The sequence below is a fragment of the Bradyrhizobium sp. NDS-1 genome, assembly GCF_032918005.1.
GTDB lineage: Bacteria > Pseudomonadota > Alphaproteobacteria > Rhizobiales > Xanthobacteraceae > Bradyrhizobium > Bradyrhizobium tunisiense.
In genome coordinates this window covers 1,244,957-1,268,087 of record NZ_CP136628.1, presented here as the reverse complement: position 1 = coordinate 1,268,087, position 23,131 = coordinate 1,244,957, and the positions used below count along the sequence as shown (strand labels likewise).

Below are 23,131 nucleotides of genomic sequence, written 5' to 3'. Positions count from 1 at the left end.
AACGACCGATGAACCCGACATGAAAATCACGGCGAAGCTTCGACGTAAATCATGACAAATCCGCAAGAATCTTCGTCCCAGGAACCACGCCGCCTCGCCTGCTCCCGCTGCGGCACCGAATTCGGCTGCGACCTCTCGGGCACCTGCTGGTGCGCGGAGGAAACGGCGCGCCTGCCGATGCCGGTCAAGGGCGAGGATTGCCTGTGCCGGGACTGTCTGAGAAAGGCGGCGGCAGAGGCAGCGAGCGCGGAGTAAGGGTGTAACGCTCTGGGTGATGCCGGAGCCCGGGCCACACCCTCGGTGTCGTCCCCGCGAACGCGGGGACCCATAACCCCGGGGAGACGTTTGGCGAAGACTGGTCGTGCAGTACTCCGACCATCCGCACTCGATACATCACGCGGTATGGGTCCCTGCGTTCGCAGGGACGACCGGGGGGAGAGAGTTAGCCCTACACTGGATGCCCCGGCGATCGCCTTGCCATGCCGTCGAACGCGTCGAGCAGTTTTTCGCGCCAGGCATAAACCGGATCGTCCGCCTCCAGCAGCTTGAACGGGCTCACCACGCGCGCCCATTGGAAGCCGCCGAACACGATGTAGTCGGCGTAGTTCGGCGCCTCGCCGCCGAGATAGGGCTGCTTCTTCAGCGTCTGCCGCATGATCTCGAGCGACTTGCGGAAGGCGACCACGCCGGTGTCGCGGCTCGCCATGACCTCTTCCAGGCTCTTGCCACCGAACCGCGCCTCACGCGACTTGCGGAAATAGTCCGCGTCGGTCTCGGCCAGATTTTTCGGGATGTCGGCAACAATCAGCGGAAAGATGCCGCCGACGATGGCGATGTCGCCGAAGGCGTTGATCATGCGCGCCATGGCGCGGCCGCCCTCCCCGCCGAACAGCGACCGACCGTCCGGGAAACTGTCCTCGAGATAGTTCGCGATCGTCCAGGAATCGACCACCGCCTTGTCGTCATGCAGCAGCACCGGCACCTTCTCGGAGCCGTGCGGCGCAAGCGTGCTCTTCTCGGTGAAGCGCCAGGGCAGAGATTCCGCCGACAGACCCTTGTGCGCGAGCGCCATCCTCGTGCGCCAGCAATACGGGCTGAACGGGCGCGAGGGGTCTGTGCCGACGAGTTCGTAGAGTTTGAGCGACATATGCTGTTCCGTCATTGCGAGCGCAGCGAAGCAATCCAGACTGCCGCCGCGAAAGACATTCTGGATTGCTTCTCTGGCGCTCGCAATGACGATGTGGAGCGGAAGTGCCGGTCACCGCCCGTTGGTGCGCAGCAACCTCTCGCCATGCTCGGTCACCGCGATGACGAGCCCGAGGCCTGGCAGTGTCTCACGCGTAACAAGCCCGCGCTCGCTGGCGTCTTCCCAGATGGTGAGGCGCGGGCACGAGGTTTTCCAGGTCGCGACCACCTCGGCATAGGCGCGCGGCTCACGCGCGACCCATTCGACGAAGTCCAGCACCAGCGGATCGGCTGTCTCGCTCATTGCAAAACTCCCTTGTCGAAGGCGACCGCTACCTCCGTGCGCAGCATGAGCCAGCCGCCATAGGCGATGTAGTAGCAGGCGATGGTGGTGATCAGTTTGTTCGACCAGGCCAAGAATTGCTGGTCGGTCATGGCTTCGAGGATGCGTCGCGCCAGCGTGGTGCCGAGCATCGAGGCGGCAATCGCGACGCCGGCAAGCACGGGGTCGAGGCTCGCCGCCTGGTCGATGATGCCGCCGAAATAGATCAGCTTGGTGAAGTGGCTGACGAGCTGGCACATCGCCTTGGTCGCCACCTTCTCGCGGCGGCCGAAATCGCCGCCGAGGAAGAAAGTGTCGAGCAGCGGGCCGGAGACGCCGGTCATCAGCATCAGGCCCATGCAGATCGTGCCGTAGACCGTGCCTTGCCAGAGCCTGTCAGGATCCGGCTTGATGCTCGCCGGCAGCAGCCGCGCCATGAACGGCGTGATGCCCAGCAGCAGCAGCGCCATCGGCTTGTCCGGCACGTAGCGGGTGAGCGACCAGGCCGCGAGCGCGACCGCCGCGCCGACCAGATAGTTCGCGACCGGCCGCCAGCGAATATGCGCCCGCCACAGAAACGCACGCCATCCGTTCGAGGCCATCTGCGTGATCGCGTGCAGCACCATCGCGGCCGGCAGCGGCATCAAGGCCAGGAGCACGCCGATCAGGATCAGCCCGCCCGCCATGCCGAACAGCCCCGACAGAAACGCGGTGGCGACCATCAGCAACCCGAGGGCAGCGGTCATGATGGGCGTCACGAACGTCTCCTGTCGGTGTGCGGTGAAGGAAAATGTGCCTTGCTTGCTCATCTCCCGCAAACTGAGTTATCTTGGCCTGGCATCAGCTTTCCTGAGGGTCTGGCATTTGCGGCGGTTGCTGTTTCTCAATGGCATCAAGGCATTCGAGGCGGCGGCGCGGACCGGCAGCTTTGCTGCGGCCGGACTCGAACTGAGCGTGTCGGCGGCCGCCGTCAGCCGCATGGTCCATCTCCTGGAAGAGCGGCTCGGCGTCGCGCTGTTCGAGCGCAAGGCCAATCGCCTGGTGCTGACCCAGGCCGGCCGCGCCTATCAAAGCGGGCTGACGCCGATCTTCGACGCGCTGGCGAGCCTCACCGCGCAGGTGACGGCGCCCTCGAGCGTCCGCGTGCTCACCATCGGCGTCGGCCACACCTTTGCGATGCGGTGGCTGATCCCGCGCCTGTCGGAATTCCGTAACGAGGAGCCCGACATCGAGGTTCGCTTCACCACCGGCGGCGCGGCAGTACCGTTCGGGGAGGACTGGAGCTGCGGCATCAAGCTCGGGACCGGCGACTGGCCCGGCCTCGTCGCCGAGCCGCTGTTCGCCGGCGACCTCACGCCGGTCTGTGTGCCCCGCCTCGCGAGCGGCCTGAAGCGCCCGGCCGACCTGAAGGGACCAAGCCTGATCCGTGTCGCGCACTCACCCGAGGACTGGCCGATCTGGCTGAAAGCCGCGAACCTCGCTCGTATCAACGCGCGCGGGCCGGAGTTCCAGTTCTACGGCCAGGCGCTGCAGGCCGCGGCCGACGGGCTCGGCATCGCCATGGGGATCCGGCCCTATATCGACGACGACCTCGCCGCCGGCCGGCTGGTCGCGCCATTTGACCTTTCGGTCCCCAAGGGCATGCGCTGGTACCTGCTCTATCGCAGCTTCCAGACCGAGCAGCGCGACTTTGCCGCGTTCCGCCGCTGGATCATGCGCGCGGCGGCGGAACCCGCGGCCCGCCCCGTGAAACGGAGCGGCCGCACCGCCGCTCGGAACTGACGCCCCAAGACCGACGTCCCAAGACTGCGTCCAAAGACAAAAAGCCGGCCACTTGTGAACGGCTTCACATCCCAAATTCCGCATTCGTGGTCCCCTAACCCTCCAACAAGACACGTACGGAACACTTTGGGGACTACCATGACGACCATCTACGACGGCTTTGACATCGAATCCTTCGAGGCCGGCAAAGGCCTCTGGCACGCCCGCATCCGCCGCGCCGATCTCAGCCCCCTCGCCATCGACGGCGTCCTGTTTCCGGCCATGGAAGTCGGTTTCGCCTGGCCCGACCAGAACGCCGCGATCGCCGACGCCAAGCACCATATCGACCGCTTCCGCCGGCGGGCCGATAGCGACGACGAATAAGCGAGCAGAACGGCAAGCGAACCAGGGACAGCACAAGGGGGCCACCGGTCATGTCCGTCATCGAAATCGAAGACACCTCGCAACCGAGGATCTACACCCGCGCCGTGCTCTCCAACTGCCCCGAATGCGACGGGGATCTCTCGGTGCTCCGCGTGATCAGCGGACGGGCTGGATGCGAGTACTGGACCATGCGCTGCACCGATTGCGGCGGCATCCACCTCGACGTCCTGAAGCCGCATGTCACGGCGCAGGACGACGAGGGGCCGCTGCCGGCGGCGTGAGGCTCGAGGCTGCTGCCAACCTGCTGTCAGCAGCCTGCATGACGACGGGCATTCGCCCTTTATCGCGGGCCGGACTCGTCCCATATTCGCTTCATGGCGAAGAAACCTGCATCCTCCGAAAAATCCGGCAAATCCCCCAAGACCAAGGCTCCGAACTCGAAGGCACATCGCCCCGATGTGCAGCCGATCGGGCCGGCGCTGGCCGAATTGCTCAATCCCGCGATCAACCGCGGCGATGCGGGGCTTGGATCCGGCACCGGCCTGCAGCCGCCGCCGGACAATTCGCGCGACCGGCGATCCGGCGGCGAGGCCGCGGCGCATCGGGCGCGGGCCTCGACGCCCAAGGAGTTTCCGCAGGATGTGACGCGGCCGATGCCGTTGCGGCCCCATCCGCAGCCGCCCGGCGCGCGCTCGTCATCCGAACTGGCGGGCTTGGAGGAAGCGCCGCAGGCCAATTACGGAACCGCCGCCACGATCCCGACGCTCGATCCGGAACTGGCGCGGCAGCTCGGACTGCCCACGGAGGAAGACGACGCCGAGGCGCTGGCGCGTCCGCCGCGCAGCAAGATGGAGGCGCTCGGCGTCAAGGCGACCGCCGATGCGCTGGAGTCGCTGATCCGCGAGGGCCGTCCGGAGTTCCGCAAGGACGACGGCTCCACCAAAGTGTGGACGCCGCACCGGCCGCCGCGCCCGGAAAAGTCCGAAGGCGGCGTGCGCTTCGAGATCAAATCGTCCTACGAGCCGCGCGGCGATCAGCCGACCGCGATCGCTGAGCTGGTCGAGGGTATCGGTCGCAACGACCGCACCCAGGTGCTGCTCGGCGTCACCGGCTCGGGCAAGACCTACACGATGGCGCAGGTGATAGAGAAGACGCAGCGCCCGGCGCTGATCCTGGCGCCGAACAAGACGCTCGCCGCCCAGCTCTACGGCGAGTTCAAGAACTTCTTCCCGGACAACGCCGTCGAGTATTTCGTCTCCTATTACGACTACTACCAGCCGGAAGCCTACGTCCCGCGCACCGACACCTATATCGAGAAGGATTCCTCGATCAACGAGCAGATCGACCGCATGCGCCACTCGGCGACGCGCGCGCTGCTCGAACGCGACGACGTCATCATCGTCGCCTCGGTGTCCTGCATCTACGGTATCGGCTCGGTTGAGACCTACACCGCGATGACCTTCGCCCTGAAGAAGGGCGAGCGCATCGACCAGCGCCAGCTCATCGCCGACCTCGTCGCGCTGCAGTACAAGCGCACCCAGGCCGATTTCACCCGCGGCACCTTTCGCGTGCGCGGCGACGTCATCGACATCTTCCCGGCGCACTATGAGGACCGCGCCTGGCGCGTGAACCTGTTCGGCGACACCATCGAGACCATCGAGGAGTTCGATCCGCTCACCGGCCACAAGCAGGACGAGCTCGAATTCATCAAGATGTACGCCAATTCGCACTATGTGACGCCGCGCCCGACGCTGGTGCAGGCGATCAAGTCGATCAAATCAGAGCTGAAACAGCGGCTCGACCAGCTCCATCATCAGGGACGCCTGCTGGAGGCGCAGCGGCTGGAGCAGCGCACCACTTTCGACCTCGAGATGATGGAGGCGACGGGAAGCTGCGCCGGCATCGAGAACTATTCGCGCTATCTCACCGGACGCCGCCCCGGCGAGCCGCCGCCGACGTTGTTCGAATACGTCCCCGACAACGCGCTGATCTTCGCCGACGAAAGCCACGTCACCATCCCGCAGATCGGCGCCATGTTCCGCGGCGACTTCCGCCGCAAGGCGACGCTGGCCGAGTACGGCTTTCGCCTGCCGTCGTGCATGGACAACCGCCCGCTCCGCTTCGAGGAATGGGACATGATGCGGCCGCAGACCATCGCGGTGTCGGCGACGCCCAGCGGCTGGGAGCTGAACGAGAGCGGCGGCGTGTTCGTCGAGCAGGTCATCCGCCCCACCGGACTGATCGATCCTCCCGTCGATATCCGACCGGCCCGGACCCAGGTCGACGATCTCGTCGGCGAGGTCCGCGCCACGGCGCAGGCGGGCTACCGCTCGCTGATCACGGTGCTCACCAAGCGCATGGCGGAGGACCTGACCGAATATCTGCACGAGCAGGGCATTCGCGTGCGCTACATGCACAGCGATATCGACACCATCGAGCGCATCGAGATCATCCGCGATCTGCGTCTCGGCGCCTTCGACGCGCTGGTCGGCATCAACCTGCTGCGCGAAGGCCTCGACATTCCGGAATGCGCGCTGGTCGCCATTCTCGACGCCGACAAGGAGGGCTTTTTGCGCAGCGAGACCTCGCTGATCCAGACCATCGGCCGCGCCGCGCGCAACGTCGACGGCAAGGTGATCCTCTATGCCGACCAGATGACGGGCTCGATGGAGCGCGCCATCGCCGAGACCAACCGCCGCCGCGAGAAGCAGGTCGAGTACAACACCGCCAACGGCATCACGCCGGAGAGCGTGAAGAAGCAGATCGGCGACATCCTCAACTCCGTCTACGAGCGCGACCACGTGCTGGTCGAGGTCGGCGGCCACGACATGACCGACGACGTCATCTCGATCGGCCACAATTTCGAGGCCGTGCTCGCCGATCTGGAAACGCGGATGCGCGAGGCCGCCGCAGATCTGAACTTCGAGGAAGCCGCCCGCCTGCGCGACGAAGTCAAGCGCCTGCGTGCCACCGAGCTCGCGGTGGTCGACGACCCCACGGTCAAGCAACGGACCGTCGCGGGCAAGGCCGGCGCCTATGCCGGCACCAAGAAGTACGGCGAGGCCGCGAACCTGCCCGTCAGCGCGATGAAGAACAAGAGCGCCGCAACGGCACTCAAGGCCGGCGCCGGCAAGGGCTCACGCGTGCACAAGCCGCACCTCGACGAGATGCACGGCCCGGAGTCGCTGCCCTATCGCGAGAAGCAGACCCTGCCGGCGAAGCCGTTCGGCGGGAACAGCCGGATCATCCAGCCGACGGATTCACGGCAGTCGGGCCCGGAGTTCGGGCCTGCGCCGAAGTCGACGGGTGGGCAGCCGGGGCGACGGGGTGGGTGGAAGAAGAGGTAGGAGGATTCGTCGTTTATGCCCATGGCATATTGAGGTTGGTGAATGGAACTCCCTTCCTCACATTAATGCGTTCCCGATCGGACCATACAACACTGATTGGGCCATCCTGCGAAACGACTACTGCCGTGTACCCTGGTTGCTTGCTGACTAGCTTAATTGCAGATCGATGACGCAATCCAAATTGCTCGACATCCATTTCGCGACCAGTGTTCCGCATTTCTTCAAGAACCTCCCAAACTTTGGATTTCGGTTCGAACTCAGCTCGAATTTCGGTACCAAATCCCAAGAATCGTAGATCCTCTGAAATCAGAAGCGCTCCGTCACATCCCGATAAACGAGCAACAAAACGTATTGCTTCAACAAGCTTCGATTGGGCCTTTGCCAATCTCAATTCTGATTGGGCCCATGCGCCTTGAAGAGCCTCAGAAGACTGGCCGCTCTCAACCCGAATGATAAAATCGACACACCGATTTCTCTCATTTATGAATTCAACAAACGCGTCCGCGAGGTTTTCAGAATTCTGGCGGTACTTTACTCGAACCTCATGCTCCGAGGGGATGGTCCCCGGAGGAATTATGATGAGGGCGCCACCATGTGCCTCATCGCTGATGCAATTCGATATTGCCGCAAAGATGTTCCAATGAGCCGTAAAAATGAAATTGTGGTATTCGCGCGGATGCTCTTCCTCAGGCGGTACAATCCGCTCCGCAAGTTTCTCGAGCCCCCTGTGCACCGGTCTATGCAGCGCAAGATGAGAATCAATGCCATCGAAGCGAGGTAGTTTTCCGTCGGAGAGAGACGCTACAAGAAACTCTCCTTGATAGACTTTAATCTTGCCCGGACGTTCGACCTGAACGAAAAGTGCCTTGGGATGATCGTACTCATATTGAAGACCTATTCGCGCACGTCCCCATGATGTGCCTAGGTCAACCAACCCGGTAATCTGCCAATCACGATTGTCCCATTCAACTAGAACAGCTGATTTCTTGAAATCTACTGATGGAGCTATGCGTCTTAGCTCATCGATCGAAAGAGGACGAGGATGAGTTAGCTTCCAAGTATTTCCGGCCCGCCCCTCTTCTGGGGTTTCTTTGGGCACAGCAAGAAGATTGAACTGAGGGTATCGCGCTTCCTCGGGTGCTGCTGCAGTCAAATATGCGACCTCAAATAATTGGCGGAGGAGGCCGGCCGACGGGAGAGGCGGCGTCACATAGTCGCCGGCAACCATGTTCGACCAGCGATCAACGACTTTTTTTGCGAGGTCTTTGGGAAAGGCGTTCAAGGCTATAGCGCGCTGATCCTGATTGGATAGGAAGGCATAGCTATCAGGAAAAACACTGTTCTTACAACCTTCACGACCCCGCCATTTATCGGCTCTATCCCACGATGGCCATGAGCCGGAGCAAGGCAACCGGCTGAGTGTGCCGGCATGACGGGCTCCCTCACCCCACGACCGTCGCCAGCAGTGACAGCAGCAGCACCGATGCCATGAGCTGCAGCGACGTCGCCGACTTGGCACGCCAGCGGGCGATCTTTCCGGAGAATGACAGGCTCGCGTCGGGGAATCGCGCTTCGTAGCCGTTCTTGAAATACCTCGGAAAAAGCCGCCCGCTCGAGACGACGAGGATGCCGTAGAGGACACAATCGTGATGGCGTGACTGCCGCTGTGGTCATCTCCCGGGAGCTTCACTATCAGCAAAGCCGCGGCGAAGATCGGGAAACTCTGAAGGATTGTGGTGAGCGCCAAGCCTTCGAGGCAGTTGAGGGGGCCGGATTTCGGAAGGGCTGCCCCCTCACCCCACGCTCGCCGTCACCACCGCCATCACCGACAGCAGCAGCACGATGGTGACGAGCTGGAGCGAGGCGACCGGCTGGGTGCGCCAGGCGGTGATCTTGTCGGACAGCGACAGATGGGCCTCGAAGAACTTCGGCTCATAGACGGTCTTGAAGAAGACGGGGAAGCTCGGCCCGAGGGCTACCGCGATCAGGGCGTGGGTCAACGAGGCGACGGCGACGAAGATGGCGACGCCGGGATCGCCGGAGAGGTCGTGGTCGCCGCAGAGCTTGAGCAGGAAGGCGGCGGCGGCGAAGGTCGGGAAGCTCTGCAGGGTCGCGGTCAGCGCGAGGCCTTCGAGCGCGTTGTGCAGGCGGGACTTTCTGGCGGTGGCGATGGCGGCCATGGCACGTCTCCCTGATGACATGGCAATGACGTTAGGCGGGACGTCGAAGCGGTGATGTGAGATGGGTCACGCGGCCCCTTCACCTCGCCCCGCGCTTGTCAGCCCAAGCTTGGCGGGTGCGGGTGGTCGCCGGTCCATGCGTGAGCTCCGGCATTGCGCGTTCGTCCATGCGCGCCTGCGCGCCACGCGGCTGACTGCAACGGGGAACCGGGCGACGAAGCTCCGGCTCAACCGGCAATTGCACACCATGAACCTGGCATTGCACTCGCGCGTCATACCGGTTGGAACATCCCGGTGATCGTCCGGATTGCCGGTGCGTGAGCCCACGCGTTAGCCTTGCGTAACGCACAATACCAACAAGGACGGGCGGAATGACGGTCGAGAAGCTGAATCGCCAGCGCGTCGTGCAACTGCTCGATGCTTTCGCGCGCGGCGATCTCGAAGCCGCGCTGGCGTGCTGCACCGACGACGTCGACTTCCTGACCCACGCGCCCATCGACGTCCTGCCGCACATGGTGCCGCGCCACGGCAAGGCGGAGTTGCGCGAACTTTGGCAGACGATCTGGTCGCGCTATTCGGAAGTCCGCTACAAGGCGCCCGTCATCGTCGCCGAGGGCGACGAGGTCGCGACCTACATACAGACCTATTTCAGGAAACGCAGCAACGGCCGGGTCGTGCAGTTCGACATGGCGGTGTTCTACAGCTTCCGCGGCGGGCTGGTGGCGCAGATCCGCGAGATCATCGATTCCTACGATCTGGTGCAGCAGGTGCTGGAACGCGAGATCGGACCGTTGATCATGGGGGCGGGGCTGGACGGGTAGCCCGCCGTCTCGATGGGAACCCGCGCCGGCCAAAACCGGGAAAATACGGGGTTCTGTTGCAATTCTCACAAATTGCGCGCAATTGTGCATTGCGAAAACGTGAATTGCGTTTTGGCCGAAACCCCCTATTTTGTTCGTATACAAACGAGTTGAGCCTCGGCACCTGACTGTGCATGGGGTTGTTTTCCGTTTCTTTCGCAAGCCAGCTTCAGGACTGCCCAAAATGACAGAGCACAGCCTCTGGCGTTTCTCGCGCGCGTTGCACCGCGCGATCAACGACAGGCATTTCGCTGATATCGAGGCCCTGATCGACGAGGACGTCGAATGGGCGCTCTACGGCCCGATCGACATGTTTCCGTTCCTCGGCGCGCGCCAGGGCAAGGACGCCGTGCTCGAGGTCATCCGACAGCTCGCCGACAATTTCCAGGTCCGCCGCTTCGACCGCGAGAGCATCATGCTCGGCGTCGATTCCGCGGCCTCGATGGTGCGCTATTCGCTGACGGCACTGGATTCGAACAAGCCGATCAGCTTGCGGGTCGCGCAGTTCGCCCAGTTCAGGGCGGGCAAGCTCGTCAGCATGCGCGTCCTGATCGACACGTTCGACCTGGTCGAGCAGGCACTCGGCCGCGCCATTCATCTGCCGAAGATGACCAGCGTCGGCTAACGCATGATCCGGACCCGAAGGGTCCGAAAAGATCATGCGAACAACAACCTGAAGCGCGATCATCGCGCTTCAGGGGGGACGCCAACGGGCCCCGTCGTTCGGGACCGATGACGATGCCGGCCGCGACGTCCTGGCCTCCAGCCCCGCCGGATGCCGTCGCGTCACAAGATCGTCATCGGGCGCGCGCCTTGCGCGCGGCCCGTTGGTTCGCCGCCTCGAAGACCCGCCACAATTTCGCAACGATGCATCAGCATTTTCAGCGCGGAATGGCGCATGGTCTTTGCTGACGGCCGATATATATTATCGGAAAGCATGCGCTGGGGCTTGCGGGCAGGACGATGGAATTCTCGACAGGGTTTGGCTGGACAAGGCTGCCGATGCTGGCGGCCGCGTTCGTTTTGGGCTCGGTGCTGACGGTCTCGGCGCAGATCATTCCGCCCTTCTCCTCCCCAGCAGCCGCGCCTGATGACGAGGCCGAGATCCAGGCCGTGGCGGAGGCCCCCGACGTCAACGACCCGGACGTGCTCAAAGGCATCGACGTCGACAAGCTCGACTGGAGTCAGCTCGCGGTCGACGCCGGCACCGGCATTGATCCGATGGCCGCCAGGAAGCGCGCCCAGTCCGCCGCCAAGGACGGACTGGACTGGTCGTCGAACGCCAATGCAAACGGCTCCTCGGCGGTGACGGTCAAGCAGTCCGTATTCTCGTTCTGGGATACGAGGATCGGCGCCGACATGACGGTGACCAGCGAGCCGCGAACGATGTCCGAGCTGCTGGCGCAGAAGGCCACCAATGGCGGCAACCTGCCGCAATCCTCCGGCAGCGCCTGGGCGGCGGCGACAGCGCCCGGCGCGGGCTCGATCTGGGACAAGACCGCGGTGGAAGCCCGCGTCGATCCCGGCGCGGAGCAGAGCAAGATCGGGGCGTCGCTGATCAAATCGGTGCCGCTGTCGGGCGACACCTCTCTGACGCTCCAGAACGGCTACAGCGTCAATCAGCAGGGCACCACCGCCGTGCCCGGCATCGGCGGCCACATCACCACGCGCAATTACGAGACCGACCAGTCCGCCAAGGTCACCCTCGGCGACACCGGCACCAGCATCACCGCCGGCCAGACGCTGTCGACCACCGACGACAAATGGCTGCGCAAGGTCGGCGCCGAGCAAAAGCTGTTCGACAACGTCACCGTCTCCGGCTCGGTCGGCGAAACCTCGCAAGGCGCGATCAACAAGAGCCTGACGGCCGGCTTCAAGAAGAGCTGGTAGGGCGAACCCCGCTCTATCTCCTCATCCGGAGGACGCTCCGAAGGAGCGTGTCCCGAAGGAAAGAGCCCTGCTGCGGGAGCCGGGCCGTTCATGGCTCGAGACGCGCGAAGGGCGCGCTCCTCACCATGAGGAGATATAGAGGCTCGTCGCCGCCGCATTCACACTCTCCTAACCATGCGCCACGGCAAAACCCCCGAATGGTCCGCCCTTGCCGCATCTCGGCCCATTTGCGGTCAAAATCGGACGCCCTGATAGGGAAGCCTCACAGACGTCGTCGTGCGGGGGACACTCGCGCTGCGCTCAACGCGAACAGGGGAACAACGATGAACGCCATGCGTCCCGAAAAGATCGAAGCCACCGAGACCGAGACGGTCGACACCAACCTCGCCGCCGTGACGGAAGTCGAAGCCGGCATCCGCGATTTCGTCCGCAACGATATCGCTTATCTGCGTCGTCCGGCTGCCACCACCACCGCCGACGCGCCCCCGCTCGACCCGAGCGCGGAAGCCACGGTCACCAACGTCAACTCGCTGATCCAGCGCGTCGCCGGCACCTCGCTCGCCGAGATCGAGAACCTGATCTCCGAGCTTGAGAGCCTGCGCGACCTGCTCCACGCCGAAGGCCAGCGCGTCCAGCGCGAGATCTCCGGCTATGCCCAGCTCAGCCAGGCCGCGATGAAGTCGACCCGCATGATCGCCGACAACGTCGCGCAGTGGAAGCGCGCCGCCGACGGCCTGCGCAACAGCTGATCGCTCGACGAAAGCATCACCGAACCGCCGCGTTCCCGAAAGGGAGCGCGGCGGTTTTGATTCTGGGGAGTGCTGCGATGGATGCACTCGCTCCTCAGCAATGGTGTCATCGCCCGACTTGATCGGGCGATCCAGTATTCCAGAGACAGCAAAGCAAGGCCCGAGACGCCGCGGCGTACTGGATGCCCCGGTCAAGCCGGGGCATGACAGCGGAGGGTGTCGGAGCACGGGCGACTACATCGCGGCTGTGGACATGCGTTCACATCGTCAACGCGGCCACCACCCGTGCGCCTTTGAACCCTCACCCTCTTCCCGGCGACCAATGCCAAGCGCCCGTGGCCTGTTCGGCCGGGCCTGGGGACATTTTCACATGCAAAGCATTCGGCCCGACACCACGGACCCGATACCGCTGCGGCCCGCGCCGAATCAAATCGGCACGATCATGCTTCGCTTTGTCGGGCTGCTGACGGTTGCGATCGCCATCCTGGCGTTCGTCTATAGCCGCTGAGGTGCGGCCGGAGGCCGGCCGCGAAAATTAACGAACTCTTACCGGCTCGCGTCGACGGTCGAGGCTTCCAGGGTGTAGGCGCCATCGGCATAGCCCTTCACCACCATGCCGGCGACCAGCATCACTGCCAGCGTCGCGGTCGCGAAGATGAATCCAACAAACTTGAGTGCGCCGCGATCTGCCATGGTCCTCGTCCCCTGTCTCTGCCCATTCGTTTCAAATAGACAGCGACAGGTTCATAATTAGTTAGCAACTCGATGGTTCCGCCAAACTGCTTCGCGCTAACCATGTTGCGCAGGCTTATGGCAGCCGTCCCAAAACGCGTCCATAGCGCGCGGGCAACACTCGCGCACATTTGGGACCGTTCATCCTGGAACAGATCTAACCGGCCTCCACGCGCGTCGGCACGAAGGCGCTGGCAGTGATGGAGTAGACGTCCTCGCCGCGCTGATTGGTGCCGGTGGTGCGGGCGGTCAGGATGCCCCAGCCGGGACGCGAGGCGGAGGTGCGCTTGTCGATGACGACATTGACGTAAGAGACAACATCGCCAGCGAGCACCGGCCTGATCCAGCGCAGGTCGCGAAATCCCGGCGACGGGCCCCACACCGCAACCACCTCGCCGCGCGCCGCGGCCTCGCGCGCCAGACGCTGGCCGTCGGCGACTAGCAGGCTCATGCAGGCCGAGCCGACATGCCAGCCCGAGGCGGCGAGCCCGCCGAACAGCGAGTTCTTGCCCTCCTCCTCGTCGAGATGAAAACGCTGCGGATCGAACCTGGCGGCGAAATTCTTGATCGACTGCGCCGTGAACGTGTAGGCGCCGATCTCGCGGCGCTGACCGATCTCGATGTCCTCGAAGAACCGCATCAGGCCGTCCCCTCGCGCCGCTTGATCAGGATCGGTGAGGTCATCTCGGCGAGCGCCTGCCCCGCCGCGTTGCGCGCGGTGCATTTGAACGTGACGATGCCGAGCTCGGGCCGGCTCTTCGAGGTACGCGCTTCCAGCACATCGACATCGAGTGTCAAGTCGTCACCCGGCCTGAGCGGCGACAGCCAGCGGACCTCATCCACACCGGGAGACCCTAGCGATGCGGCTCGGGTGATGAAGCCGTCGGCCATCATCCGCATCATCAGCGAGCAGAGGTGCCAGCCCGAGCCGGACAGGCCGCGCAGCATGCTTTTGGCTGCGGCCTCCTCGTCCAGATGCATGGGCTGCGGATCGAACTCGGCGGCGAAGGCCAAAATCTCGTCGCGGGTGACATGGCGCGGGCCGAATGTGCCGAACCGGCCGGGCGGGAAATCTTCGAAGGTCAGGGTCATCTCGGGAAAGCTTTGCGGGAATGACAGATTGTGGCCGCACTTTGCGGCAATCTCAACCCGCCGGCCCGCATGGCTCGTGCTACATACGGGGTGGCGGCGGCCTTGAGTCGGACCAATCGAGGGCCAGGACCCGATTACTAAGGCCGCTTTGCGGGCCCGATTTGCCCTGGGGAGAGCAATGTTTTCATTCAGCGACCTTTTCCAATGGGACCGCTTCATCACGCCGACGATCATCAAGACCTTCTATTGGCTGGTGATCGCGCTGATCTGCCTGTTCGGCCTCTCCGGCATCTTCTCAGGGCTCGCTGCAATGGCGATCAGCCCGTTCGGCGGCTTCCTGATGCTGCTGTCGTCGATCGCCAGCGTCGTCGTCGGTATCGTGTTCTCGCGCATCGTCGCGGAGCTGATCCTGATCGTGTTCCGCATCAACGAGCATCTCGGCGCGATCCGGGACCAGGGCGGGGGGATGCGCTAGCCCGTCATTCCGGGGCGCCTCGAAGAGGCCAACCCGGAATCCATTCATCCATTGGTTCTGACGCCCGATGGATTCCGGGTTCGCGCTTCGCGCGCCCCGGAATGACAAGCCTTACGTATTGAACCGGAAATGCATCACGTCGCCGTCGGCGACGACGTATTCCTTGCCTTCGAGCCTGAGCTTGCCGGCATCGCGTGCGCCGGCTTCGCCGCCCAGCGCAACATAGTCCTCATACGCGATGGTCTCGGCGCGGATGAAGCCCTTTTCGAAATCGGTGTGGATCACGCCGGCCGCGCCCGGCGCCTTGGTGCCGCGATAGATGGTCCAGGCGCGCGCTTCCTTCGGACCGACGGTGAAGTAGGTGATGAGGTCGAGCAGCGTGTAGCCGGCGCGGATCAGGCGGTCGAGGCCGGCCTCCTCCAGGCCCAGCGTCTCCAGGAAGTCGGCGCGCTCTTCGCGTGAGATGGTCGCGATCTCGGATTCGATCTTGGCGGAGATGACGACGGCGACGGCGCCTTCCTTGGCGGCCTGCTCTTCAACGGCCTTGGAGAACGCATTGCCCGTTGCGGCCGAGCCTTCCTCGACGTTGCAGACGTAGAGCACCGGCTTGGACGACAGCAAGCCCAGCATCCCGAAGGCGCGCTCCTCCTCGGCTTTGCGCTCGACGAGGCGCGCGGGCTTGCCCTCGCGCAGCAGCACCAGGGTGCGGTTGACGAGGTCGAGCTGCTCCTTGGCGTCCTTGTCGTTGCCCTTGGCCTTCTTGGTGAGGTTGTCGACCCGCTTCTCGAGGCTGTCGAGGTCGGCGAGCATCAGCTCGGTCTCGATGGTCTCGATGTCGGCGAGCGGGGCGATCTTGCCCTCGACATGGGTGATGTCGGAATCCTCGAAGCAGCGCACCACATGCGCGATGGCGTCGACCTCGCGGATGTTGGCCAGAAACTGATTGCCGAGGCCTTCGCCCTTGGAAGCGCCGCGGACGAGGCCCGCGATGTCGACGAAGGTCAGCCGGGTCGGGATGATCTGTCCCGACTTGGCGATCGCCGCAAGCTTGTCGAGCCTGGGATCGGGCACGGCGACCTCGCCGACATTCGGCTCGATGGTGCAGAACGGATAATTCGCGGCCTGCGCCGCGGCCGTCTCGGTCAGCGCATTGAACAAGGTCGACTTGCCTACATTGGGCAACCCGACGATCCCGCATTTAAATCCCACGAGCGCTATTCCTTACCGTTCTCGTCCTTGGTCAAAAATCCCTTCGCCTGCATGGCAAGATGGACCCTGTTGGCGAAGGTCGCGTCCGTGCCCTTGGCAACCAGGCCTGCGTGCTCGGCCACCGCCTCGCACAGCGTCGCCACCCAGTCGTTGTCGGCCTTGGCGAAGTCCGACAGCACGTGGCCGTGCACCAGTTCCTTGACGCCGGGATGACCGATGCCGAGACGAACCCGGCGATAGTCATTGCCTATATGCGCCGAGATCGAACGCAGGCCGTTGTGTCCGGCAATGCCGCCGCCGATCTTCACCCGCACCTTGCCCGGCGGCAGTTCGAGCTCGTCGTGGAACACGGTGACATCGCCAGGAGCGATCTTGAAGAAGCCCGCCGCCTCCTGAACGCTGCGGCCGGAATCGTTCATGTAGGTCGTCGGCTTGAGCAGGATCACGCGCTCAGGTCCAAGCGTGCCTTCCGAGGTCTCGCCCTGAAAACGACGGCGCCATGGTGCGAAACCATGACGCCGCGCGATTTCGTCGACGGCCATGAAGCCGATATTGTGCCGGTTGCGTGCGTATTTCGCGCCGGGATTGCCGAGCCCAACAAAGAGTCGCATGACGCAGCGCGCCCCTCGCTCGGCGCGCGATCAAGGACCGCGCGCCAGCTCTTTGAGAGATTACTTCTTCTTGTCGCCGCCGGCGGGAGCCTTGGCAGCAGCGGCCGGAGCCGCAGCGGCCGGAGCCGCAGCGCCAGCCGCCGGAGCTGCCGCGGCAGCGCCAGGAGCTGCAGCCGCAGCCGCGGCCTTCTGCTCCTCGGCGTAGCCTGACGGCGGCACGATGGTGACGAGGGTCGCGTCCTCGCGGGTCAGCGCCTTCACGCCGGCCGGCAGCTTGACGTCGGACAGATGCAGCGAGTGACCGATTTCGAGCGAGCCGACATCGGCCTCGATGAATTGCGGGATGCTCTCGACGCCGCATTCGAGCTCGATCGCGTGGGCGACGATGTTGACGGTGCCGCCGCGCTTCACGCCCGGGGACGTTTCCGACTTCACCACGTGCAAGGGCACGCTGATGCGGATGGTGGCGCCTTCGCCGAGCCGCATGAAGTCGACATGGATCGGGAAGTCCTTGACCGGATCGAGGTGATAGTCGCGCGGAATCACGCGGTGCTTCTTGCCCTCGAGATCGATGTCGACCAGCGTGGTCAGGAACCGGCCGGCGAGGATGCGCTGGCGCAGTTCGCGATCTTCGATCGAGATCGTGACGGGGGGCTGGTTGTTGCCATAGATCACTCCGGGCACGCGCCCGGCGCGACGCTCAGCCCGGGCGGCCCCCTTGCCGCTCTTCGGACGTGCGGTCGCCTTCAATTCCTTGACGGTCGTCGCCATGTCGTTAAGTCCTTGTTTTTGCAAATGTTAATGGGCCGCAACGCGGCCCATGGCATACGCCGCAGCAAGCCTCCAGGGGTGCGGGGGCCGCGGACGTGGCGGGCTTTTACCCGGAAGATGCGGAAATGACAAGGAAATGCAGGGATTTTTTGCGGTGGTAAGGGTCGTTCGGTATCCATCGTTCCGGGGCGATGCGGAGCATCGAACCCGGAACCCAGAGATTGGTGCGCAATTGCGCACCATGGTTCGCGACTTCGTCGCGCCCCGGAATGACGCCGAGAGGTCTTACCCGCCGAGCTTGGCTTCCAGCGCCGCGATGCGCGCCTTCAGCGCCTCGTTCTCCTCACGCGCCAGGCGCGCCATGTCCTTGACCGCCTCAAACTCCTCACGCTTGACCAGGTCCATGTCGCGCAGGAATTTTTCGGCCTGGGTGCGCATCACCGTGTCGAACTCGCGCTTGACGCCCTGGGCGGCACCGGCGGCGTCGTTCATCAGGCGGCCGATCTCGTCGAAAAACCGGTTGTTGGTCTGGGTCATGTCGGTCTCCTGGCGGGCTTCCGATAAGCTTTGCGAGAACTCGCGAGGAGACAATGGCAATCCGATCAAACCGGTTCAAGTGCCGACCGGCGGTATCCTTGTCATGCCCCGGTTTCCTTGCAATCGTGTTCAACGTCCCTGCATAACAAGAATCAGACGGCGTCCGCTGGTGCTCCTTCGCCGCAATCTCGCTCAGACATAGAAGGCGCGATGCCCTTTCTGCTCATCGACTTCCCGGCCTTCAAGCCGATCGCGCTCGAGATCGGCCCGTTCGCGATCCGCTGGTATGCGCTGGCCTATATCTGCGGCATCGTATTCGGCTGGCTCTATGCGCGCTCGCTGCTGAAGAACCCGCGTCTGTGGGGCGGGCCCGCGCCGATCTCGCTGGTGCAGATCGACGACTTCATCCTGTGGGTCACGCTCGGCATCATCCTCGGCGGCCGCACCGGCTACGTGCTGTTCTACAATCTGCCCTTCTTCATCGATCATCCCGCCGCGATCTTCAGATTGTGGGAGGGCGGCATGTCCTTCCACGGCGGCTTCCTCGGCTGCGTCGTCGCGGTGATGGCATTTGCCTATCGCAACGGCATCTCGATCCTGTCGCTTGGTGACATCACCACCGCGGTCGCCCCGGTCGGGCTGCTGCTCGGGCGCATCGCCAATTTCATCAACGGCGAATTGTGGGGTCGCGCCACCGATGCCAGCCTGCCCTGGGCGATGATCTTCCCCAACGATCCCACGCAGCTGCCGCGTCATCCGAGCCAGCTCTACCAGGCCGGTATGGAGGGCATCCTGCTGTTCACGGTGCTCGCAATCATGATCCGCTTCGGTGCCCTGAGGCGGCCCGGGATGATCCTCGGCGCCTTCATCCTGATCTATGGTCTGGCCCGGATCGCCGGCGAATTTTTCCGCGAGCCGGACGCGCAGCTCGGCTTCCTCTGGGGCGGATTAACCATGGGCATGCTGTTGTCGATCCCGATGCTTATCGTCGGCCTCATACTTATTGTATGGGCTGTCAGGCGCGGTGCTCCGAAGCCCATCGAGGCCGTTCGTTAATTCATTTCGAGAAAGTACGCCGTGACCGACCAGCCGCTACTCGACGAGATCAAGGCGCTGATCAAATCCTCCGGCCCCATGCCGGTCTGGCGGTACATGGAACTGTGCCTGATGCACCCGCGCCATGGCTATTACGTCTCGCGCGATCCGCTCGGGCGTGAGGGCGACTTCACCACTGCGCCCGAGGTCAGCCAGATGTTCGGCGAGCTTTTGGGACTATGGTCCGCCTCGGTGTGGAAGCAGATGGGCTCGCCGCAATTCTTGCGGCTGATCGAGCTCGGGCCCGGCCGCGGCACCATGATGGCGGACGCGCTGCGCGCGCTCCGGGTGCTCCCGCCACTGTACCAGGCACTTCATATCCACATGGTCGAGGTCAATCCCGTCTTGCGAGAACGGCAAGGCGCGACGCTGTCCGCCGTGCGCAACATCGACTGGCATGACAGCATCGACGACGTGCCCGATGGTCCCAGCATCATCCTCGCCAACGAATATTTCGACGTGCTGCCGATCCACCAGATGGTGAGGCTCGAGAACGGCTGGCACGAGCGCGTGATCGAGATCGATCCCAACGGCAAGCTTCAATTCGGCGCCGCGCCCGAGCCGACGCCACGCTTCGACGTGCTGCTGCCTCCCTTGGTGCGCGCAGCACCCGTCGGCGCCGTGTTCGAATGGCGGCCCGACAGCGAGATGATGAAGCTCGCCACGCGCGTGCGCGACCAGGACGGCGCGGCGCTGATCATCGACTACGGCCATCTGCGCAGCGATGCCGGCGATACGTTTCAGGCGATTGCACGCCACACCTTCGCCGATCCCCTGAAGGCGCCGGGTCAGGCCGACGTCACCGCCCATGTCGACTTCCAGGCGCTGGCGCGTGCGGCCGAGGATGTCGGCGCACGCGTGCACGGGCCGGTGACGCAAGGCGACTTCCTCAAGCGGATCGGCATCGATACAAGGGCCGCCGCCCTGATGCAGAAGGCAACGCCGGAAGTGGCCACCGACATTTCGATCGCCCTCAAGCGGCTGACGGACACCGGGCGCAGCGGCATGGGCTCGATGTTCAAGGTGCTCGGCATCTCCGAGCCACGGCTGACGGGCCTTGCCGGCCTCAGCGACCTCGAACAGGCCGGAGAAGCCTCATGACGCTCGTTTCGCCGCTGCTGTCGGCGGTGCCCGGCCTGCGCCATGCCTTCTTCACCCGCGAAGGCGGCGTCTCCGGCGGCATCTATGCCGCGCTGAACGGCGGGCTCGGCTCCAGCGACGATCAGGCCCTGGTCGCGGAGAACCGCCGCCGCATGGCCGAGCATGTCGGCGTCGCGCCGGAACGCTTCCTCAGCCTGCACCAGATCCACTCGCCCGACGTGCTCGTCGCCGAGGCCCCCTGGCCGAGTGGACCGCGACCGAAGGGCGATGCGCTGGTGACGAAAACGCCCGGCATCGCGCTCGGCGTCTCCACCGCCGATTGCGGACCCGTGCTGTTCGTCGACCCCAACGCGCGCGTGATCGGCGGCGCGCATGCGGGGTGGAAGGGCGCGCTGACTGGCGTGCTGGAGGCAACGATCTCGGCAATGGAGAGGCTCGGCGCCACACGCGGCGGCATCATCGCCGCGATCGGCCCCTTGATCCGCCAGGAGAGCTACGAGGTCGGCAACGAGTTCGTCGCGCGCTTCATCGAAGCGGATGCGGACAACGCCATGTTCTTCATTCCGTCGGTGCGCGAGGGACACGCGATGTTCGATCTCGCCGGCTTGATCCGCAAGCGCCTGGACGCCGCCGGCATCCTGATGATCGACGATCTTGGTGTGGACACCTACGCCGACGAGCGCTTCTTCAGCTATCGCCGTTCGGTCCATCGCAAGGAGCCGGATTATGGCCGCCACGTTCACGCGATCGCGCTGGAGGGGTGAACACACGGGCAACACGCCGTCATTCCGGGGCTCGCGAAGCGAGAACCCGGAATCCATCGTGCAGCAACTCACGCCGCGAAATGGTTTCCGGGCTCGCGCCAAGTGGCGCGCCCCGGAATGACAGCGTGTTTGTGGCTCCCCCGCCCTAGACCTTAATCGATTTTAACGATATCGCTGCCCTCCATAATGAGGGACGCGTCATTCATCTTCGACCGCACGGGCTCGCGCCTGCTGGCGGTCACGCTGCTGGCGGCGGCGACCGCGCTCGGCGGCTGCGCCGGCGGCGGTGGTGCTGCCAATTCCTATGCGATGGCGTCGAGCACCGGCAGCGGCGCAACCGTTGCCTTCGAATCGATCGACGGCCCGCCGCCGCATGTTTTCGACCGCATGGTCGGCGTGCTCGACAGCGAATCCAAGCTGCGCAGCCTGTCCGTCGTCTCCCGCGAGGGCGCGGCTGCCTACCGCGTGCGCAGCTACCTCTCTGCCCAGGTGGTACGCGGCAAGACCGTGATCGCCTGGGTCTGGGACGTCTACGACGCCAACCAGCAGCGGGCGCTGCGCCTCTCCGGCGAGGAACCGACCTCCACGAAGGCTGGACGGGATGCATGGACGGCAGCCGACGATCTCGTGCTGCGGAAGATCGCCCAGGCCGGATTCAGCGGCCTTTCCAACATGATCAACGGGACGCCGGATGCGCCTGGCGCAGCTCCAGGGCTGCGGGGACCGGCAGTGGCGAGCGTCATTCCGATTGCGCCCGCGCCGGACATGCCGACCTCGGCCCTCGGCTATGCCGAGCGATAACCCCCGCTAAACCACGGCCTCAAGTCGCGGCCAAGCCGTTGGCCCGACTCAGGATTTTCGAAGGGAAAACGTAGCATCCCGGGTTGCCATTGCAGCCCCCGGCCTGATATTTCCTCGCCCGTTGTAACCGTGCTTCCAGTGGGATCTGAGATGTTGAACGTCGTATCCAGCAAAGCGCGGGAGGAAGCGTCCATGTCGGCCAAAAACGGCTCCATCAAGCTCGTCGCCGGCAACTCCAACCCGGCCCTCGCCCAGGCGATCGCGCAAGGCCTCGACCTGCCGCTGACCAAGGCGGTGGTGCGGCGCTTCGCCGACATGGAGATCTTTGTCGAGATCCAGGAGAACGTCCGCGGCTCGGATGCCTTCGTCATCCAGTCGACCTCGTATCCCGCGAACGATCACCTGATGGAGCTGCTGATCATCACCGACGCGCTGCGCCGCTCCTCGGCACGCCGCATCACCGCGGTGCTGCCCTATTTCGGCTATGCGCGGCAGGACCGCAAATCGGGCTCGCGCACGCCGATCTCGGCCAAGCTCGTCGCCAATCTGATCACGCAGGCCGGCGTCGACCGCGTCATGACGCTCGACCTGCATGCCGGCCAGATCCAGGGCTTCTTCGACATCCCGACCGACAATCTCTACGCCGCGCCGCTGATGGTGCGCGACATCAAGGACAAGTTCGACCTCTCCAAGACGATGGTGATCTCGCCCGACGTCGGCGGCGTGGCCCGCGCGCGCGGCCTTGCCAAGCGCATCAACACCCCGCTCGCGATCGTCGACAAGCGCCGCGAACGGGCGGGCGAGTCCGAGGTCATGAACGTGATCGGCGACGTCGCCGGCTATACCTGCATCCTGATCGACGACATCGTTGACTCCGGCGGCACGCTGGTGAACGCGGCCGACGCGCTGCTCGCCAAGGGCGCCAAGGAGGTCTACGCCTACATCACACACGGCGTGCTCTCCGGCGGCGCGGCCGCCCGCATCACCAACTCCAAGCTGAAGGAGCTCGTGATCACCGACTCGATCCTGCCAACCGAGGCGGTGACCAAGGCGCCGAACATTCGCACCCTGCCGATCGCCAGCCTGATCTCGGACGCGATCGCGCGCACGGCCGCCGAAGAGTCGGTGTCCAGCCTTTTCGACTGATTGTTCTGACAGCCGTCATTCCGGTTTGCCTCAGAGAGGTGAGCCGGAAAACCCATCTGCAATCCTGTAGATCGATCAATTCCGGGCGCGTTCTACGCACGTCCCGGAATGACGGCCCG

The 23,131-nt window shown here is 64.3% G+C and carries 28 protein-coding genes; 16 read left to right on the top strand and 12 right to left on the bottom strand.

The annotated features are described in order from the left end of the window. Positions 1-51: 51 nt before the first annotated feature. Complete coding sequence (locus tag RX330_RS06005; RefSeq protein WP_317242382.1) at positions 52-255, top strand: cysteine-rich CWC family protein; 204 nt, start codon at positions 52-54, stop codon at positions 253-255. Between the two features lie 193 nt (positions 256-448). On the opposite strand, the gene RX330_RS06000 is transcribed toward RX330_RS06005, so the two are convergent. The 3 genes from RX330_RS06000 to RX330_RS05990 all read right to left on the bottom strand — a co-directional run bounded on the left by RX330_RS06000 (position 449) and on the right by RX330_RS05990 (position 2,265). After that, positions 449-1,147, bottom strand: a complete 699-nt coding sequence (locus RX330_RS06000; protein WP_317242381.1) for a glutathione S-transferase family protein — start codon at positions 1,145-1,147, stop codon at positions 449-451. 111 nt (positions 1,148-1,258) lie between these two features. After that, positions 1,259-1,489, bottom strand: a complete 231-nt coding sequence (locus RX330_RS05995; protein WP_194406123.1) for a hypothetical protein — start codon at positions 1,487-1,489, stop codon at positions 1,259-1,261. After that, positions 1,486-2,265, bottom strand: coding sequence for a sulfite exporter TauE/SafE family protein (locus RX330_RS05990; RefSeq protein ID WP_317242380.1), 780 nt, complete (start codon positions 2,263-2,265; stop codon positions 1,486-1,488). Before RX330_RS05990 ends, RX330_RS05995 begins: the two co-directional genes overlap by 4 nt. Before the next feature lie 106 nt (positions 2,266-2,371). Here RX330_RS05990 and RX330_RS05985 point away from each other — a divergent pair, with 106 nt between their 5' ends. From RX330_RS05985 to uvrB, 4 genes are all read left to right on the top strand, one after another. Then, positions 2,372-3,289: a LysR substrate-binding domain-containing protein gene (locus tag RX330_RS05985; RefSeq protein ID WP_212080776.1), complete on the top strand. Its 918-nt coding sequence runs from the start codon at positions 2,372-2,374 to the stop codon at positions 3,287-3,289. A gap of 138 nt (positions 3,290-3,427) precedes the next feature. Then, complete coding sequence (locus RX330_RS05980; RefSeq protein ID WP_317242379.1) at positions 3,428-3,652, top strand: hypothetical protein; 225 nt, start codon at positions 3,428-3,430, stop codon at positions 3,650-3,652. Positions 3,653-3,702: 50 nt separating this feature from the next. Further along, complete coding sequence (locus tag RX330_RS05975; RefSeq protein WP_317242378.1) at positions 3,703-3,933, top strand: hypothetical protein; 231 nt, start codon at positions 3,703-3,705, stop codon at positions 3,931-3,933. Positions 3,934-4,026: 93 nt separating this feature from the next. Next, positions 4,027-6,999, top strand: coding sequence for an excinuclease ABC subunit UvrB (gene uvrB / locus RX330_RS05970; protein WP_317242377.1), 2,973 nt, complete (start codon positions 4,027-4,029; stop codon positions 6,997-6,999). A gap of 13 nt (positions 7,000-7,012) precedes the next feature. Here the strand turns inward: uvrB and RX330_RS05965 are convergent, their stop codons facing one another. Together RX330_RS05965 and RX330_RS05960 are read right to left on the bottom strand one after the other, a co-directional pair. Further along, entirely contained in the window at positions 7,013-8,281 is a 1,269-nt protein-coding gene (locus RX330_RS05965; RefSeq protein ID WP_317242376.1) for a putative sensor domain DACNV-containing protein, read from the bottom strand. Positions 8,282-8,792: 511 nt separating this feature from the next. Beyond that, positions 8,793-9,179: a hypothetical protein gene (locus RX330_RS05960; RefSeq protein WP_317242375.1), complete on the bottom strand. Its 387-nt coding sequence runs from the start codon at positions 9,177-9,179 to the stop codon at positions 8,793-8,795. 371 nt (positions 9,180-9,550) lie between these two features. Between RX330_RS05960 and RX330_RS05955 the strand changes: the two genes are divergently transcribed. From RX330_RS05955 to RX330_RS05935, 5 genes are all read left to right on the top strand, one after another. Next, a complete protein-coding gene (locus RX330_RS05955) occupies positions 9,551-10,000 on the top strand; it encodes a nuclear transport factor 2 family protein (protein ID WP_317242374.1) in 450 nt (149 codons plus the stop codon). 223 nt (positions 10,001-10,223) lie between these two features. Continuing rightward, on the top strand, positions 10,224-10,664 hold the full coding sequence (locus RX330_RS05950) for a nuclear transport factor 2 family protein (protein ID WP_212080341.1): 441 nt from the start codon (positions 10,224-10,226) through the stop codon (positions 10,662-10,664). A gap of 338 nt (positions 10,665-11,002) precedes the next feature. After that, positions 11,003-11,929, top strand: a complete 927-nt coding sequence (locus RX330_RS05945) for a hypothetical protein (protein ID WP_317242373.1) — start codon at positions 11,003-11,005, stop codon at positions 11,927-11,929. A 323-nt stretch (positions 11,930-12,252) separates the two neighbouring features. After that, positions 12,253-12,678, top strand: coding sequence for a hypothetical protein (locus tag RX330_RS05940; RefSeq protein ID WP_212080337.1), 426 nt, complete (start codon positions 12,253-12,255; stop codon positions 12,676-12,678). Between the two features lie 370 nt (positions 12,679-13,048). Continuing rightward, positions 13,049-13,186, top strand: a complete 138-nt coding sequence (locus RX330_RS05935) for a hypothetical protein (RefSeq protein WP_317242372.1) — start codon at positions 13,049-13,051, stop codon at positions 13,184-13,186. A 38-nt stretch (positions 13,187-13,224) separates the two neighbouring features. On the opposite strand, the gene RX330_RS05930 is transcribed toward RX330_RS05935, so the two are convergent. The 3 genes from RX330_RS05930 to RX330_RS05920 all read right to left on the bottom strand — a co-directional run bounded on the left by RX330_RS05930 (position 13,225) and on the right by RX330_RS05920 (position 14,502). Further along, entirely contained in the window at positions 13,225-13,371 is a 147-nt protein-coding gene (locus RX330_RS05930; RefSeq protein ID WP_212080335.1) for a hypothetical protein, read from the bottom strand. 196 nt (positions 13,372-13,567) lie between these two features. Beyond that, the gene (locus RX330_RS05925) at positions 13,568-14,050 is read right to left on the bottom strand and encodes a MaoC family dehydratase (RefSeq protein WP_212080331.1); all 483 of its coding nucleotides are present in this window, start codon (positions 14,048-14,050) and stop codon (positions 13,568-13,570) included. Further along, positions 14,050-14,502 carry a MaoC family dehydratase gene (locus tag RX330_RS05920; protein WP_317242371.1) on the bottom strand — a complete coding sequence of 151 codons (453 nt, stop codon included), beginning with the start codon at positions 14,500-14,502 and terminating at the stop codon, positions 14,050-14,052. Before RX330_RS05920 ends, RX330_RS05925 begins: the two co-directional genes overlap by 1 nt. Before the next feature lie 178 nt (positions 14,503-14,680). Between RX330_RS05920 and RX330_RS05915 the strand changes: the two genes are divergently transcribed. Then, positions 14,681-14,977 (top strand): DUF4282 domain-containing protein, encoded by a 297-nt coding sequence (locus tag RX330_RS05915; RefSeq protein WP_212080329.1) that lies wholly within the window; start codon positions 14,681-14,683, stop codon positions 14,975-14,977. Between the two features lie 111 nt (positions 14,978-15,088). Here RX330_RS05915 and ychF read toward each other — a convergent pair whose 3' ends face one another. The 4 genes from ychF to RX330_RS05895 form a co-directional block, all read right to left on the bottom strand. Then, on the bottom strand, positions 15,089-16,186 hold the full coding sequence (gene ychF / locus RX330_RS05910) for a redox-regulated ATPase YchF (RefSeq protein WP_317242370.1): 1,098 nt from the start codon (positions 16,184-16,186) through the stop codon (positions 15,089-15,091). Positions 16,187-16,191: 5 nt separating this feature from the next. Further along, positions 16,192-16,797, bottom strand: a complete 606-nt coding sequence (pth, locus tag RX330_RS05905) for an aminoacyl-tRNA hydrolase (protein ID WP_317242369.1) — start codon at positions 16,795-16,797, stop codon at positions 16,192-16,194. A 60-nt stretch (positions 16,798-16,857) separates the two neighbouring features. Beyond that, positions 16,858-17,568, bottom strand: coding sequence for a 50S ribosomal protein L25/general stress protein Ctc (locus tag RX330_RS05900; protein ID WP_212080317.1), 711 nt, complete (start codon positions 17,566-17,568; stop codon positions 16,858-16,860). A gap of 285 nt (positions 17,569-17,853) precedes the next feature. Continuing rightward, positions 17,854-18,105, bottom strand: coding sequence for an accessory factor UbiK family protein (locus RX330_RS05895; protein ID WP_007596812.1), 252 nt, complete (start codon positions 18,103-18,105; stop codon positions 17,854-17,856). 210 nt (positions 18,106-18,315) lie between these two features. On the opposite strand from RX330_RS05895, the gene lgt reads away from it, so the two are divergent. From lgt to RX330_RS05870, 5 genes are all read left to right on the top strand, one after another. Then, entirely contained in the window at positions 18,316-19,161 is an 846-nt protein-coding gene (gene lgt / locus RX330_RS05890; protein ID WP_212080315.1) for a prolipoprotein diacylglyceryl transferase, read from the top strand. A 21-nt stretch (positions 19,162-19,182) separates the two neighbouring features. Further along, a complete protein-coding gene (locus tag RX330_RS05885) occupies positions 19,183-20,301 on the top strand; it encodes a class I SAM-dependent methyltransferase (RefSeq protein ID WP_317242368.1) in 1,119 nt (372 codons plus the stop codon). Next, positions 20,298-21,065, top strand: coding sequence for a peptidoglycan editing factor PgeF (gene pgeF / locus RX330_RS05880; protein WP_317242367.1), 768 nt, complete (start codon positions 20,298-20,300; stop codon positions 21,063-21,065). Before RX330_RS05885 ends, pgeF begins: the two co-directional genes overlap by 4 nt. Positions 21,066-21,251: 186 nt before the next feature. Beyond that, on the top strand, positions 21,252-21,866 hold the full coding sequence (locus RX330_RS05875) for a hypothetical protein (protein ID WP_317242366.1): 615 nt from the start codon (positions 21,252-21,254) through the stop codon (positions 21,864-21,866). Between the two features lie 192 nt (positions 21,867-22,058). Further along, the gene (locus RX330_RS05870) at positions 22,059-23,012 is read left to right on the top strand and encodes a ribose-phosphate pyrophosphokinase (RefSeq protein ID WP_212080301.1); all 954 of its coding nucleotides are present in this window, start codon (positions 22,059-22,061) and stop codon (positions 23,010-23,012) included. Positions 23,013-23,131 lie beyond the last annotated feature (119 nt).

Bases quoted from the DNA above. Each gene is read 5' to 3' on its own strand.
- RX330_RS06005 (WP_317242382.1), top strand. From the start codon at position 52: ATGACAAATCCGCAAGAATCTTCGTCCCAGGAACCACGCCGCCTCGCC.
- RX330_RS06000 (WP_317242381.1), bottom strand. From the start codon at position 1,147: ATGTCGCTCAAACTCTACGAACTCGTCGGCACAGACCCCTCGCGCCCG.
- RX330_RS05995 (WP_194406123.1), bottom strand. From the start codon at position 1,489: ATGAGCGAGACAGCCGATCCGCTGGTGCTGGACTTCGTCGAATGGGTC.
- RX330_RS05980 (WP_317242379.1), top strand. From the start codon at position 3,428: ATGACGACCATCTACGACGGCTTTGACATCGAATCCTTCGAGGCCGGC.
- RX330_RS05975 (WP_317242378.1), top strand. From the start codon at position 3,703: ATGTCCGTCATCGAAATCGAAGACACCTCGCAACCGAGGATCTACACC.
- uvrB (WP_317242377.1), top strand. From the start codon at position 4,027: ATGGCGAAGAAACCTGCATCCTCCGAAAAATCCGGCAAATCCCCCAAG.
- RX330_RS05960 (WP_317242375.1), bottom strand. From the start codon at position 9,179: ATGGCCGCCATCGCCACCGCCAGAAAGTCCCGCCTGCACAACGCGCTC.
- RX330_RS05955 (WP_317242374.1), top strand. From the start codon at position 9,551: ATGACGGTCGAGAAGCTGAATCGCCAGCGCGTCGTGCAACTGCTCGAT.
- RX330_RS05950 (WP_212080341.1), top strand. From the start codon at position 10,224: ATGACAGAGCACAGCCTCTGGCGTTTCTCGCGCGCGTTGCACCGCGCG.
- RX330_RS05945 (WP_317242373.1), top strand. From the start codon at position 11,003: ATGGAATTCTCGACAGGGTTTGGCTGGACAAGGCTGCCGATGCTGGCG.
- RX330_RS05940 (WP_212080337.1), top strand. From the start codon at position 12,253: ATGAACGCCATGCGTCCCGAAAAGATCGAAGCCACCGAGACCGAGACG.
- RX330_RS05935 (WP_317242372.1), top strand. From the start codon at position 13,049: ATGCAAAGCATTCGGCCCGACACCACGGACCCGATACCGCTGCGGCCC.
- RX330_RS05930 (WP_212080335.1), bottom strand. From the start codon at position 13,371: ATGGCAGATCGCGGCGCACTCAAGTTTGTTGGATTCATCTTCGCGACC.
- RX330_RS05925 (WP_212080331.1), bottom strand. From the start codon at position 14,050: ATGCGGTTCTTCGAGGACATCGAGATCGGTCAGCGCCGCGAGATCGGC.
- RX330_RS05920 (WP_317242371.1), bottom strand. From the start codon at position 14,502: ATGACCCTGACCTTCGAAGATTTCCCGCCCGGCCGGTTCGGCACATTC.
- RX330_RS05915 (WP_212080329.1), top strand. From the start codon at position 14,681: ATGTTTTCATTCAGCGACCTTTTCCAATGGGACCGCTTCATCACGCCG.
- pth (WP_317242369.1), bottom strand. From the start codon at position 16,797: ATGCGACTCTTTGTTGGGCTCGGCAATCCCGGCGCGAAATACGCACGC.
- RX330_RS05900 (WP_212080317.1), bottom strand. From the start codon at position 17,568: ATGGCGACGACCGTCAAGGAATTGAAGGCGACCGCACGTCCGAAGAGC.
- RX330_RS05895 (WP_007596812.1), bottom strand. From the start codon at position 18,105: ATGACCCAGACCAACAACCGGTTTTTCGACGAGATCGGCCGCCTGATG.
- lgt (WP_212080315.1), top strand. From the start codon at position 18,316: ATGCCCTTTCTGCTCATCGACTTCCCGGCCTTCAAGCCGATCGCGCTC.
- pgeF (WP_317242367.1), top strand. From the start codon at position 20,298: ATGACGCTCGTTTCGCCGCTGCTGTCGGCGGTGCCCGGCCTGCGCCAT.
- RX330_RS05875 (WP_317242366.1), top strand. From the start codon at position 21,252: ATGAGGGACGCGTCATTCATCTTCGACCGCACGGGCTCGCGCCTGCTG.
- RX330_RS05870 (WP_212080301.1), top strand. From the start codon at position 22,059: ATGTCGGCCAAAAACGGCTCCATCAAGCTCGTCGCCGGCAACTCCAAC.